This is a genomic window from Treponema denticola (assembly GCF_024181605.1).
GTDB lineage: Bacteria > Spirochaetota > Spirochaetia > Treponematales > Treponemataceae > Treponema_B > Treponema_B denticola_B.
Map to the genome: position 1 here is coordinate 1184126 of NZ_CP054477.1, position 13500 is coordinate 1197625.

At 30.7% G+C, this 13500-nt stretch carries 15 protein-coding genes and 1 pseudogene; all 16 read right to left on the minus strand.

Annotated features, from left to right (window positions below):
• Nucleotides 1-165: 165 nt before the first annotated feature.
• The gene (locus E4N80_RS05410) at nt 166-624 is read right to left on the minus strand and encodes a hypothetical protein (protein WP_253700838.1); all 459 of its coding nucleotides are present in this window, start codon (nt 622-624) and stop codon (nt 166-168) included.
• Between the two features lie 286 nt (nt 625-910).
• Complete coding sequence (locus tag E4N80_RS05415) at nt 911-1303, minus strand: hypothetical protein (protein ID WP_253700840.1); 393 nt, start codon at nt 1301-1303, stop codon at nt 911-913.
• A gap of 316 nt (nt 1304-1619) precedes the next feature.
• Nucleotides 1620-2111, minus strand: coding sequence for a hypothetical protein (locus E4N80_RS05420; RefSeq protein WP_253700842.1), 492 nt, complete (start codon nt 2109-2111; stop codon nt 1620-1622).
• A 52-nt stretch (nt 2112-2163) separates the two neighbouring features.
• Nucleotides 2164-2688 carry a DUF1697 domain-containing protein gene (locus E4N80_RS05425; protein ID WP_253700844.1) on the minus strand — a complete coding sequence of 175 codons (525 nt, stop codon included), beginning with the start codon at nt 2686-2688 and terminating at the stop codon, nt 2164-2166.
• A gap of 185 nt (nt 2689-2873) precedes the next feature.
• Nucleotides 2874-4436 carry an ATP-binding cassette domain-containing protein gene (locus tag E4N80_RS05430; protein ID WP_253700846.1) on the minus strand — a complete coding sequence of 521 codons (1563 nt, stop codon included), beginning with the start codon at nt 4434-4436 and terminating at the stop codon, nt 2874-2876.
• 8 nt (nt 4437-4444) lie between these two features.
• Nucleotides 4445-6124, minus strand: coding sequence for an ATP-binding cassette domain-containing protein (locus tag E4N80_RS05435; protein WP_253700847.1), 1680 nt, complete (start codon nt 6122-6124; stop codon nt 4445-4447).
• A 185-nt stretch (nt 6125-6309) separates the two neighbouring features.
• Entirely contained in the window at nt 6310-6864 is a 555-nt protein-coding gene (locus E4N80_RS05440) for a GNAT family N-acetyltransferase (protein WP_253700849.1), read from the minus strand.
• 67 nt (nt 6865-6931) lie between these two features.
• The gene (locus E4N80_RS05445; RefSeq protein ID WP_253700850.1) at nt 6932-7222 is read right to left on the minus strand and encodes a BrnA antitoxin family protein; all 291 of its coding nucleotides are present in this window, start codon (nt 7220-7222) and stop codon (nt 6932-6934) included.
• Nucleotides 7164-7409 carry a BrnT family toxin gene (locus E4N80_RS05450; protein WP_366797289.1) on the minus strand — a complete coding sequence of 82 codons (246 nt, stop codon included), beginning with the start codon at nt 7407-7409 and terminating at the stop codon, nt 7164-7166. Before E4N80_RS05450 ends, E4N80_RS05445 begins: the two co-directional genes overlap by 59 nt.
• A gap of 282 nt (nt 7410-7691) precedes the next feature.
• The gene (locus E4N80_RS05455) at nt 7692-8366 is read right to left on the minus strand and encodes a cytochrome c oxidase assembly factor Coa1 family protein (protein WP_253700852.1); all 675 of its coding nucleotides are present in this window, start codon (nt 8364-8366) and stop codon (nt 7692-7694) included.
• A gap of 157 nt (nt 8367-8523) precedes the next feature.
• Nucleotides 8524-9297, minus strand: coding sequence for a hypothetical protein (locus tag E4N80_RS05460; RefSeq protein ID WP_253700853.1), 774 nt, complete (start codon nt 9295-9297; stop codon nt 8524-8526).
• Between the two features lie 251 nt (nt 9298-9548).
• Nucleotides 9549-11438, minus strand: coding sequence for a hypothetical protein (locus tag E4N80_RS05465; protein WP_253700855.1), 1890 nt, complete (start codon nt 11436-11438; stop codon nt 9549-9551).
• 167 nt (nt 11439-11605) lie between these two features.
• Nucleotides 11606-11926: pseudogene (locus tag E4N80_RS05470) on the minus strand (type II toxin-antitoxin system RelE/ParE family toxin).
• Nucleotides 11926-12171 carry a type II toxin-antitoxin system prevent-host-death family antitoxin gene (locus E4N80_RS05475; RefSeq protein ID WP_253700857.1) on the minus strand — a complete coding sequence of 82 codons (246 nt, stop codon included), beginning with the start codon at nt 12169-12171 and terminating at the stop codon, nt 11926-11928. Before E4N80_RS05475 ends, E4N80_RS05470 begins: the two are co-directional and overlap by 1 nt.
• A 258-nt stretch (nt 12172-12429) precedes the next feature.
• The gene (locus E4N80_RS05480) at nt 12430-12723 is read right to left on the minus strand and encodes a type II toxin-antitoxin system RelE/ParE family toxin (RefSeq protein ID WP_253700858.1); all 294 of its coding nucleotides are present in this window, start codon (nt 12721-12723) and stop codon (nt 12430-12432) included.
• A gap of 10 nt (nt 12724-12733) precedes the next feature.
• Complete coding sequence (locus E4N80_RS05485) at nt 12734-12994, minus strand: type II toxin-antitoxin system Phd/YefM family antitoxin (RefSeq protein ID WP_156882499.1); 261 nt, start codon at nt 12992-12994, stop codon at nt 12734-12736.
• Nucleotides 12995-13500 lie beyond the last annotated feature (506 nt).

Consider the following 13500-nt stretch of genomic DNA (forward strand, 5'->3'; position numbering starts at 1 on the left):
TACACATAACATTATTTAAAACCGTAACTTAACTCAGCAATCTGCCGATCTTGAAAACCTTGTCATGCATTTTTTTCAATTTTCAACTTCTTTATTCTTAACCCTTCACCAAATTCCATATAATCGAATTCATCAAAATAATCTTACAAAAATTACAGGACATTATTACTTTACAGCCTTGCGAGTTTTTATAAGTTTCAACCATTTTCTTTGACGATGTCTATAAAAACAATTAGCCCAAAGCCAAACAATAAATGTTTTCCAACCTGCTCCAATTTCAACTTCATCACTATAATCCGTTGTTCCATTTCCATTATCAATCAATTTAATTCTATGATTCCATATAGGTACATTTGTATTGCTTTCGTTTGTATAAATTCCATCTTTATTAAAATTAATTACCTTAATTGTATGAGTTCCATAAGGAATAAAGCAAAATATTTTAAACAAAAATGAAAATGTCTGTCCTTCTTTCCAAACGAGTTCTTTATCTTCACCAATTGTTTTAAATGAAGCATACGGAGACGCAATATATTGTAAAGTTTTTACATCGGTTAATAGTTTAAATACAGAATCAATATCTGACGGAAAAGTACTTTTTACATACACTACTTTTGTTTTCATTATTCCCCCTATTAAAAGTATATACTCTACCTTCTGAAAAATATAATATTTCTTTATCTTTATTCCATTTAAATAAATATTCCCAATCTATCTCAGATAGTGGTCTTAGTTTAATATTATCTTCTTGAATTATATGATTATGGTTCTTATAGTTCATTAAAACCTTCCAAAGATATAAGTGCGCAATAGCGCACCTGTCTAACATACGCTTAACCTTCATTTGCGGCTTGACCGTTTGTCAGCGTTGAAGCGGTTATTAGATGCTTTTTAATATGACAAAAAATTTCTACTTCTTTTTTAATATTACAGTATACTTTATCACCGGTATAGTTTCGTCAACAATCTCATATGTGTCATCAAGCGGCTTCATGGTAAAGGTTTCATAGACACCGGATGTGTCTTCTATTGTAAAATAGAAGTTTTTCATCTTTGATTTGTAAGATGCTCTAATTTTTTTTGCCAACCAGTTACTATGTCCGGTTCCTAAATAATAACTCAATATTCGATAATAATTTCCATTTTCATCTATTCCTAAACCGCCGATTTTCGTTCCATCCGGTAAAGGGTCTCCAACAACTATTCCGTTAGAAGTAATACGCAAGTGTTTAAGCTCATCAGCCGTAAAAGAATTGGAATTGTCCTTATATATATAGATAATTACTCCTAACGGCACAGTCACATTTCCCCCGCAAGAACATAAAGGATAGAGGATTAAAAGCAATAGCATATTCACAGTAATAAATTTTATTTTTTCATATCTTGTTCTCCTAAAAGAAACTATAAGTCTTAATTATAATAACCAAGAGTTGCCGACATAGTAGTATTATTTATGTTTTACAAATCCAAGCGTAAATTGGAAAATACGCCCCGATGTTTTCTAAAAACGGCCGCCATCATTGCCATTATCAAGCATGTAATACCAATTTAATTAATAATTATCAAAAAATCTCCAAATATAATTAATCTTAATTCTTTTTCCATAACAAATGAGCTTCCTAAAACAAAGTACATATCCACGCTACTGTGGCGCAAATCGGAATATATATAATGTAATGCATAACATGTGTTTTCCAATTATATCCAAATAAATGAGGACCTACGATATCCTTAACTTCCGGATAAAAATGAGGAAAGAAATTTGAATGACAGAGAAGAACCCAATCGAAAAACACAATATCGAAAGCTTCCATCCCGTAAAGCATAATTAAAAATCTTATGAAGAACCCAATAAAATTAAAATTATTATGAATTCCGTCCCATACTCCAACTATAAATGCACCCAAAAGGATAAGAAAAGCAATCGCAATTATAATCCAGCCGATTATATGGGCACCGTGAAATCTTTCTTTTCTGTCAGGAACAGCATCATAAACCTCTTTGGGGGCTGAAGAAAAAAACTTCTTGTTTTGAACAAAAGCCACTCCTCCATACAACAAAAGAAAATAAAACACCATCAGCATAAGAGTTGTTATCATTGTTATTGCCATTTGTTATACACCTTATTTATTTGTATATATTATATTTAAATTAATTTTTTTATTAGCACCTTGCAAGATATCGAGCCGTATTAACATTTCGTACTGTCATATCTTTATATACTTTATGTGATATTATTTTATTTAAATAGCTTTTATTATAATCTTCTCGTCGAACATTCCAGATTAATGCACCCTTAACATATATTAATTGTATATATTCCTTTTTTATCGGCAATTCATCTATTATGTTTTCATTATCTATTGATTCAAATAAATACGCTACATCGGTCTTTTGATCATTATTATTTTGCCAATCATCGGGGATAGTATTTGCTATTTTTACCATCTCGGTTTTTGTCTTTACTAATATTTTTACTTCATTTCCAGTCGTTATATGTAATGCTTTTTCAATACTCGCTGTGATACTGTTTTTCTTATCATTTGACTTAAAAATAACATGTCCGGAATTGATATATGTTGAAACATTCAAAAAACCACATTGCTCAAATAACATTTTCAATTCTTTCATGTTAATTTTTACTGAGTTTCCGACATTGATACCTCTGAGCAATGCTATATAATCCATAATATTCCTTATTAATTATACTTACTAAATACTATAGTTTTATTTTTTGAAGTTATTTTTATAATTGAAAAATAACCGGTCAATCTCGCAACCGTTTAAAAGAATAGATCTAATTTGAATTTCATTATTTCCATCGGTTTGCTCAAAAGCAATACATAAGGCATATTCCATTAGCTCTATTTGTATTAGCATACCTTTATCTGATTCTGATCAATGCAATAAATTTTATCAAACAACTGAGCTGTAGATGTTCTGTTTGTAACTGCAATTACAGTCAAGTCTTTATATGATAAAAGATGTTTGACGATTTTTGTTTCTATTGCAGAATCAACACTACGAGAAAATTCATCCAGGAGAATAATTGGAACTTCAGAATTATAAACAAGACTACGAACGAGCGCTAAGCGCATATTCTCACCGTCAGAAATGGTCATTTGATTCATATCGATTTTTGTATCAAAACCATTTGGCAGACTATTAAAAAAAGTGTTTAATTCAAATTCAGTACAAAGCTTTTCAATCTTTTCTCTATTTATATTAAAATCTTTATTAAATGTTAAATTTGTTTTTAGAGAAAGATTGAATAAATGAGGTTTACTCCACACTGCTGTAACAAGCTCTGAACATGTATGAGCAATTATCTTTAAGAGTGTAGACTTTCCGGAACCATTTTGACCTGTAATAGCGACCTTTTCACCCTTTGCTATTTTTAAACATGCATTATCAAAGATAGTCTTCTCAGCTGTTTTATATTGAATATTTTGCAAATCCAAAATTGTATTATCATGTATTTGTTTCTTTTCTAAAGAGTACTCTGCTTTATTTTTTGTATTTAAAAAATCAATATGCCGCCTAACACTGAGTGAAAGAGTTTTTATATCAATAATTCCATGTATAATATTATTTGAGGTCGAAGATATTATTGAACTTACAAACATAATATTTGCAATATCAGAAATTAAAATATAATCTGAAAATGAATATAAAAATAGAACACCGAGCATTTGCATTATTAACGACTTTAACTGAGTTATCGTACTAACTACTTTTTCCAAGTTAGACATTTTTACACTGACATTTAATTCTTTTTTATTTTTTTCATCAATAAGATACGCACAAGCTTCATCTGCTGCATTTAGTTTCACAGACACAATTGCATCAAAAACATCTTGGGTTATAATTTGTGACTCTAATCCATTCTCATCAATTTCTTGTCTATAGCTTTCAAATTTTTTGCGAGAGATAAATAAAAACAAGTCTAATCCAATTGATATGGCAACTAAAAATAACGCAAATGGAGAAAACAAAAAAAGAATTGTCGATACCGTTATAAAAATTAACATATTTGAAAAAAGGCTAATCCTTGCAAAATAGAAAGAAATAATAGTTTGCGGTAAACTCATGATTGAAAAAATACCACTACCAGCTTGTGAGTTTCCAAATATTACCGAAGAATCATTGGCACATTTCTCGAAACTCTTTTGCATAATTTTTGATAATGGTTGAAACATTAAATATTTTTCGCCCAATAAATTAAGACTAATTGTCAATACTGAATATATAAACATTGTAATAGCTGTACATGCTAAATATATAAATTGATTTTGATTAGTAAATATCCTCGATACAAATGCATTTGTTACAAGAACTATGGCTGATAAAATATGCATAATAAAAATACACAGTACAATTAGTTTCTTATCATTATAATATAATTTTTTATATTTTCTAATATAGTTTGTTTTCATATATCCTCCTATTTTGCATCTTCTGTATTGCCTATTTGATTATAATAAAATTCTTTTACCTCATCAGTATTCAAGGCTTCTTGCATTGGCATATCAAGCTCAATTGTGTTTCCCTTTAAATAAATAAGCCTATTAAAATATTCTGTCGTTGTATAGTTATGACTTATTGCAATAATAGCTTTTATCTTTTGCCGTGCATATGATAGAATAATTTTTTCAATTTCCGCAGTCATTCCAGAAGTTGCTTCATCTAAAAATAGAACTTGTGGTTGTGCAAACACACAGCGTAAAACAGAAATCACTTCGCATTCACCATCAGAAACTTCATCAGAGCTAATTACACTATTTAAATCTGCAAGCCGCGGCATATACTTTAAAATCCCCATTTTTTCTAATTGGTTTTTAATTTCAGTTTCAGAAATAGAATTATTGAATTGAAGGTTTTCTAAAATAGAACCTTTTATAACATAACCTTTTACATCACAATATCCGGTGCGTTTTCTCATTGCATGTAAGTCAACGGCCGCCATGTCTACATCACCGATTGTCAGCGAGCCTGTATACGGGTAATCAACACCCATAAGTGCATTTAATAAAACAGACTTACCGGTACCGCTTCCTCCAATGATTAACACTTTTTCTCCACCATGTATATTTAAGTTGAATTTATTAATCAATGTATTTTCTCTAAGCGTAACTGAAAAATCAGTAAGTTTGTACTTAAATATTTCAAATTTTGTATTTCCGGTTTGTTCATCAGGCGTTTCAAAAAGCTCTTGAAGAGGTTCTTGAGCAATTTTTACATTTCTATAAATCTGCTTTAGCAAAAAAAGATTATACAGATTCGGTATCATAAGTGTTAAAAAATAAAAACTAATAAAAAAACTTGAATCTGTTGCATTATTAAAACAGCTATAAATTAATATAGCAAGTAGCGGAATAATGCGTTGAGAATTTACGAATACAAGTTGTTGTAATCTTTGAGTTTTTGAAACCGCATATAAGCCATTCATTGTTAAATCATCAAAATCAGTTTTAAATTTATTTTGAAAAAATGGAAAAATGTTATTTGTAGATATATCCAACGACCCTGCTAAAACATCCTTTAACTCTCTAAAAGTTTTTGGAAAAAGTTGATTTACATTTCTTTTTATATTTTGTATTTTTTTTAAATATACAAGATGAACAATGATTGAAGGCATTGAAAAAACTAAGAATAGCAGTGTGAGCCAAAAATTTTTATAAAAAAGAAAGGCAAGAATAATTACAGTTAATAAGCTTTGCGATACATTTTCAAAAAAAGCAATCGTATGCGATATGGAACTAGTAGAAAACTGATAAATTGATGATACAATATCCCCTGCGTTGTGTTCATAAAAAAATGAAAAAGGCAAACTAAAATATTTTTGTATAATTTTATTTTGCATTTTTAGTGCAGATTTTTTAAAAAATCGCGAGTTCAGCATTAGCTTAAAAACTATTTGAAATATAAAAAAAGTTAAGATCAGTCCTGCTGTTTTTAAAACTTCCAAAAATTTCAGATTCCCTAAATTTGCCTCAGCCGCAATTTTTGAAATCATATTCGAAGAAACAATCGTAAAATAAAAATTTACACAACCAAATAAAATTAAAAGAAGTAAAAAATACTTATTTAACTTAAAAATATCAGACGGATAATTTTTTTTCATAGACTTACCTTGTGTCTCCTTTAGTATAGAATTTATTAATTTCTTTTTTCGATTGATCGATAAACAAATTAAGCAATTTTGATCTATATCTCTTTTTCCTGTTATATTTTCTGTCCGAAGGGTTCAATCTAACTTCCACTTAACCTACAACAAGGTTTGCCTGCAATGTCAGGTTGAAGCGGGTGTTAGGTTTTATTATTATTTCGAGTAACTCTGTACTCTTCATCCAGCAAATACATCATTATAAAATCCGAATATTTGCCATTATTGAAGAATCCATCCTTTTGCTTACCCTCTTCTTTAAATCCTATACTTTTCCAGAACCTTAATCCTCTTTCGTTACTTCCCACAACTCCAATTGCTATTCTGTGGAAATTTAAGCTATTAAAACCATATTCAAGCATTAAGTTTGCAGTTTCTTTTCCATAACCTTTAGCCCAATAATTTCTATTCCAAATCATTAGCGAATAATCTGCCGTTCTCCATGGCATAAAAATTCTTAGAAAACCGGTTTCTCCAATTATTGAATTTGTTTCCTTATCAATAATTACAAACCAGATCCTGTCATCTGTTTTTTGACATCGATCATAAAAGTTATCCATTTCTCTTTCAGTTATTGGATATACTTCTCCAGTTAATACTCCTATTTCTCTATCGGACATTAACTCAGTCAATTTTTTAAGATCATCTTTTTGGACTGGGCGAAGTTTTATTCTCTCACTTTCCATAAAATAACTCATATCATTCCTCGCATACATTTTAAATAAATATTTTCAGCGTTGAAGCGGGTGTTAGGTTTTATAATTATCAAATCGTGTACTTATATCTTTCAGCGTGCTTGCTTAATATTTCATTTATCATTGTTTGATATTTTACATTATTTTTCTTTGCTGAAGCTTTAAAAAATGCAACACTTTCACAGTCAAGCATTATCGTAATTTTTACTTTTTCAGATTTTTCTATTAATCTGTCAGGAGGCGGTAAAAAATCATCTATCCTTTCCGATAGCGATATTGACTCAGCTACTTGTTTAGGAGCATCACTGCACTCTGTTTTCTTCTTCATATTTTCTTTTTCCTTCTCTCCAATATCCGGCACCTATTATCCTAATATTCTCATTACGCAAAGTAAAACAGACCGTCAATATTTTATCTTCAACTTTACCAAGACAAAAATATCTGTTCTCTTTATCCGAATGTCTTTCATCATATAATATAACTCTATTGTTATCAAAAAAAGCTTCCTGAGCTTCTTCAAATGAAACATTATGTTTTCTTATATTTATTTCATTTTTATTCTTATCTCATTCAAATGTCATAATATATTATACATACCTTTTGCAATATTTTCAATACATATATTTTTATTTTAGAGAAAAAATATTTTATACAGTTATACTGCTGCTTTATAATACTTGGCTTTCTAATAATATTTTTCAATCGAAGAAAACATTATAGGTCGGCTTCGCACAAACTTTTCCGCAAGCGATTAGCTTGTCAACCTAACATTCGCTTAACCTGCATTTACGGCTTGTCCGCAATGTCAGGTTGAAGCGGGTGTTAGACGCTTATTTTTCTTCTAATAAATCTATTACATCCGTGCTACCAAGCTCTTTATAAAATAAAATTTTTTGATATATCCAAATTCCATTTTCTTTCTCCGCTTTTACATAAATTCTGGAAATCCCATTTTTTCCTTTTATCTTATACATAATTGAAGCATTTCCCGTTGAATCTCCACTTACATTTATTGAACCTAATATCATTCCTGTCTGTTTATAATCATTTCCAATATATTCCATAATTTCTGAATTATTCTCGATTAATTCGATTGAATGCTTAAATGGTTCAGAATTTTTAAAAGCCATCCCTACAAATATAAAAATACCTGCTACTAATATAAAAATTATTAATAAAACTGTAAATACTGTTATTATTATTTTTTTATTTTCTTTCTTTTTTATTGTTTTTATTTCTTCTGTAGTTTTACTTGCCATCATTGTTTCTTTTCCGCAATAGGGACAAACTTTAGCTCCATTTGGAATTGTTTTATTGCATGATTCACAGATTTCTAAGGGTTTAAAAATTAACATTATTATAAAAACCCATAATCCTATTCCCGGCCAAATTCCAAGCCAAAACCAATGCGGCGATCTATTTTTCTTTTTTGCAACAATTACCCCTGCAATAATTGGTCCAATCCATAAAATAAAAAAAATAGTAAAAAAAAATCCTGTTTTCATTATTTCCTCCTAGCGGCGCTATGCACCGTCGTTCTAACATTGTTTTAAACCGCATTTTTTGCAAATGCAAAAAATTTCGACTTTGAAAACTGTGTTATGTAATTTTTATTTATTTAATAACTTTAATTCAGATAACATAGATCAATGGAATATAACATTACAGCAAATCCTCATATCTTATATATCCGCCATAAGGATTTTTGTAAACAATTTTACTAATACAATCGTTCTTATCAAAAATAAAGAACATATCTATTCCATTATCGTGATAGTCAACAGAACAGCGGTAACGTCCGTCAGAATCAACATAAAGGTCATTCCCTAAAATTTTAAAAAGAGCTTCTTTCTTCATTCCGACTTTTATACCATATAGAAGTTCAAAGTGCATTGTATCAATCTCAAATTCTCTATGATTAAAATATATCTGGCCGTTATACTTTTCGTATTCTGTTATTATAGAATCAAATCTTTTTATAAGCATATTGATTCTTGCATACTCAAAAGTATACGAATAACTATCTGTCCGTTTGATTGTTATTTCTTTTCTATTACCAAATTCTTTCTGATACACGCATTTAAAACTATCATCTGACTGGTTATATGAGAATAATGTCAGATACACTTCTCCATCTAACGGATGCCGGTATTTTACTTTAAAATCTAATTCTGTGATCCAATATGCATTTATCCAAACATTTTCATTTTCTGAAATACATGCCCAATAATCTAAAATACCATCAACAAATTTACCGGACCCCGAATATGAATAAATGTTTATAATTGAATTTTTATCTTTTTTCCCCACTATTTCAGTATCAAGACCGGGACATTTTCTTAATTGCACTCCATTATCAATTACCAATCCTTGTCTACTTTGGGCAAATCCGTTGAAACTCAAAATCAAAAACAAAAAAAGGATAGCTTTTTTCATATTTTTTTCCTCCACATTTATTTTCTGCGCCCCAGTGAGGGCGTCCTCATAACATCCGCTTAACCTGCATTTGCGGTTCGTCCGCAATGTCAGGTTGAAGCAGGTGTTAGAAGCTTTACCATTTTTTTAACCCAATCTGTATCCATTTTGATTAATCTATTTTCTTAAGATTTTCCTTAATATATCATTTTATATATTTAGTTTTTTTTATTTCTAATAGTTTTTCAATTTTATTAGCTTTCGAATTATATTCATTCTAATACATAGATAATTACTTCGTTGTTGCTTTCTCTTACTTCCGCTTTGTTTATTGTAAATTTGATGCCGTCAGCCTCAATAGAAAGTTTTTCATATATATTTCCGTTTTTTGTTCCGTTAATTTTATACGCTATATTGTAACGCGGGTCATACCATTCAAGTATTGAACGCTTAACGGCGGCTTGTCGTGAATAACAAAAACTAAGCGCATTTGATTTCAGTTTAAATGAATTCATAACAAATTCGTTAAGTCCTTTCGGATAATATTGAGAATGACCGTATAGCACTAATTCATACGGGTCGATATTAAAGCCCGTTATTTTTATTTTTGAAAAATCTACAATATAGTGAATACCGCCCGGCTTACCAAAAGAGCCGACAACTTCATCGCGGTGGTCAAATTTAGGTTTATATTCCATTACGACATCGGTATATTCTTTGCTGTTTTTTATATCTTCCGAAATTTCTTTACATTCAAGTGAAGCCGACGGTAGAATATCATATAGTTTGTCGTCAATAGTTTTTATTTCCTGAAAAATATTTTGAATCCATTCAGGAGAAAATCTGTCAAGCAATAAACTCCAATACATTCCATACATATAATATGTAGTTCCAAAATGACCTGTTGAATCACTGCGGATATCATCTATAGAATTCAACCGTCGCTTTAAGTGGTTTTGCGACGCTTTATCTTTTTTTAAGGAGGCTGCCCGATATTCGGAATATACGGCGGTACCTTCTATGAGCGTTTTGTATTTGTCATGCTGTACGGCTGTTTCCGGCAAAGACGAATGCTTTAAATACCTTGCCGCACAAGCCTTTTTAAAAAGCATAAAGGCTTTGTTGTTATCTTGTTCGTTGCAAGCGGATTTTAGATATAAGCCTTCGAGCGAAGTATACACAGCCGTATCGGTGGACATTGTTGAAGTGTCTATCGGTTCACCGATATTGATATATGATTTACCTTCATTTGCAGCTTTAAACCGTCTGCGCCACTGTTCTCTGTGGAAGGATTCGTGGATATACACAAAAAAACGGATATCTTCGTTTTCTTCGGAAAAACTTACCTTATCGGGATCATTATTCTGCTTGGAAAAAAATATCCCCTCAGGAACAAAGAGTTCAGAGATATGTATAAAAACGCCTTCAGAGTCGGTACCTCCATGGATATTGCCCAAGATTTCCCCTTTGTCTGTTTTTTTAACCGGCGGAACGGCATCGCTTTCATTTACAAAAACTTGTTTTCCGAATAGGCGTAACCCCTCTATGGGACGGAACAAATGCGGCAGTTTTTTTTCGTAAGCCAATGCCATTTTTGTTTTATCGGGGAATGTAATAAAAATACTATCGTACTTCCAGTCTTTCCAATTACGCAAAATCATATCGGCATTTTTGTCAAGAAATTCCTGCACACTCATAATAAGTGCGAATTCTTTTTTGACATATGGACTTTTAACTTCACCGATCGTTTTATACGGTTCGGGCAATGTCTCGGGAACATATTGAAAAGCCGCCGTATATATTCTGTCCCTATATTTTACCGCTATCTCCAATATATCGCCGTCGGTTTTTACGGGAAGTAAAACAGGTTTATTGCTTATATCTTCCGTAACAACCGACTCCATTTCTAATGGGTAATAATATTCTTCATCTTCATTTAAGGGAAAAGAAATAAAGATTTTAATTTCACCGTTACTATCACTTTTGTCGCTTAATGATACCGCATATTTACCGGCAGGAAACACGGAGGTTTCTAGTTCAATTTCGCCGGTTGCATTGAACGACGCAAATTTATTAAATTCTTTTGCGTTGTTATTTTTCGCTGGTACTGTATTACAGGAAAGCAATAAAGCTGTTGCAATAAAAAGACATAATTTTTTCATTTTTCTCCTCTCCAAATTAATTATAGTATTTTTTTTCTTTTTCGCACACCATAATATCATAACCATTTACGTCATAAAATTCTTGAGCTTTTTGTTATGCAAACTTTTATAAATTCTTTCAGCACTATTCTCATCGCAAACATCCTATTCATTCATATAGAATAAAATCACAAAAAATACAAACCAAACAAAATACGAACAAAATCTCTTCTTGAATACAAAATCCTTACAATTCTTATAACTTCGTCTTCAATTCTATAAAATATTGAATAATTATTTGCAAGCACGAACTTATAATCTGTAGGAAATGAAACATATTTTTCCACAGGAATTCCTATATTTGGAAAAACTGTCAAATTTTCATAAGTTTCTATAATTTTTGAAATGGTATTATGTGCTGCTATGGGATTTTAAAGTTCATTCTCTATATAATCTTTGATTTCAAGTAAATCTGCTGCCGCTTGCGGAGCAATCTTTATCTCAAACATCAAAGTCCCGCTATTTTTCTGACTTGTGTTGTGTCCAGCCATCCGTTTTGCAAAGCAGATTCTTCACCTTTCTTCAATTCAGAAAAAAGAGTTTTCCTAGCCGTTAATTTTTCGTAATCTCTTATGGAAATTACCGCATAACACCCCCTGCCATTTTTAGTAAGAAAGACCGGCGATTCATCAGCAACATCCTGCAAGACTTTATTATAATTACGCAAATCCGAAACAGGTTTTATAGCAATCATATATGCCTCTAATATTCGCAATATTTTACAAAATAATTATCTTAAAATACTTATAAACTGTCAAGAGGATTAAACTCTCATAGCTTTACTTAAAAAAACTAAGCTATTAATTGAGGTTTTAAGCTTTAATTTACAAAAAATACACCCTATTTTTCAAAGTTACAGTTTATCGTGTCGCAAGGTATCTGTTTAACATTTACTTAACCTGTAACAAGGCTTGTCCTTGTTGTCAGCGTTTGAGCGAGTGTTAGGTTTTATTTATATTAAATTATTATAATCTCTTTTTGCATAAAAAATACGCATTATTGAAACTTCTTTTTTTTCATCATTAATAAGATACAATGCAATATAATTTTTCTTAAAAAGAAACCTATGATATCCTTCTATTTGCAGAACCAAATCATTACATAAAGGATACATATACGGATTATTTTCAATGTTTGTTTTTACCTCTAAAAATTCTTCCAGCAAACTGTCAGCAGCTTTAGGATTGCAGAGCGTATCAGAAAGATATGCTACTATTTCCGACAAATCTTGTTCTGCTTTTTCCATGATCCGAACACTATAGGCCATGTTTCTCCCTTATACGGGAAACTGCATCCTCGACAGAAGAATATCTGCCGTTTTTCATGTCCTGCTTTGCTTCTTCAAGTTTACCATAAACATTGGAAAGAAAAAGATTTTTTTCATAGGTTTCCATACTCATAATTACCATGTCTCCATAACCGTTTTTCGTAACAAAGATAGGCTCTTTATCCTCATGGCATATTTGTGAAATTGCTGTAGTATTTTTTAAATCTCTTATCGGAACTATTCTTGGCATTTGCATCTCCTTGTGGGATTATTTTACCACATATTTAAGTATTTTGTCTATAAGAAATAGAGAGCTTTTTTCATCATATTCTACCTGTGATTTTAACTTTTTAACGACAAATTCTTCCATTCAATGTCAGGTTAAGGCGGATGTTATTTGATTTATTTGTTTGAGATAAGTTTTATAACTGCTTCTACAAGTTTTTGATAGTTTTCTTCTGAAAATTTTCCGACTTTTCTTTTAAAACAGAATTTATTTACTGCACCTAAAAGATGTATTATTGATACAGAATCTTTTGAGGTAACTTCCTAGTGGTTCTCCAAAATCAATAAGCCAAATCTCACCATGTGTCATTTTTTAATTCCTCCCACATGGCCTTCATTGAAGTTCTTGTTATGTCTTTTTCCAATTCAATATAATCTTCGGCAATTCGTTTTGATTTTAATGATTCCAGCATTTTTCCATTAATATGATAGTCTGTTCATACGAAAGAGAAAGCACTTGTTCTGAAAAAT

Bases quoted from the DNA above. Each gene is read 5' to 3' on its own strand.
- E4N80_RS05410 (WP_253700838.1), bottom strand. From the start codon at position 624: ATGAAAACAAAAGTAGTGTATGTAAAAAGTACTTTTCCGTCAGATATT.
- E4N80_RS05420 (WP_253700842.1), bottom strand. From the start codon at position 2,111: ATGGCAATAACAATGATAACAACTCTTATGCTGATGGTGTTTTATTTT.
- E4N80_RS05425 (WP_253700844.1), bottom strand. From the start codon at position 2,688: ATGGATTATATAGCATTGCTCAGAGGTATCAATGTCGGAAACTCAGTA.
- E4N80_RS05430 (WP_253700846.1), bottom strand. From the start codon at position 4,436: ATGAAAACAAACTATATTAGAAAATATAAAAAATTATATTATAATGAT.
- E4N80_RS05435 (WP_253700847.1), bottom strand. From the start codon at position 6,124: ATGAAAAAAAATTATCCGTCTGATATTTTTAAGTTAAATAAGTATTTT.
- E4N80_RS05440 (WP_253700849.1), bottom strand. From the start codon at position 6,864: ATGAGTTATTTTATGGAAAGTGAGAGAATAAAACTTCGCCCAGTCCAA.
- E4N80_RS05455 (WP_253700852.1), bottom strand. From the start codon at position 8,366: ATGAAAACAGGATTTTTTTTTACTATTTTTTTTATTTTATGGATTGGA.
- E4N80_RS05460 (WP_253700853.1), bottom strand. From the start codon at position 9,297: ATGAAAAAAGCTATCCTTTTTTTGTTTTTGATTTTGAGTTTCAACGGA.
- E4N80_RS05465 (WP_253700855.1), bottom strand. From the start codon at position 11,438: ATGAAAAAATTATGTCTTTTTATTGCAACAGCTTTATTGCTTTCCTGT.
- E4N80_RS05475 (WP_253700857.1), bottom strand. From the start codon at position 12,171: ATGATTGCTATAAAACCTGTTTCGGATTTGCGTAATTATAATAAAGTC.
- E4N80_RS05480 (WP_253700858.1), bottom strand. From the start codon at position 12,723: ATGGAAAAAGCAGAACAAGATTTGTCGGAAATAGTAGCATATCTTTCT.
- E4N80_RS05485 (WP_156882499.1), bottom strand. From the start codon at position 12,994: ATGCCAAGAATAGTTCCGATAAGAGATTTAAAAAATACTACAGCAATT.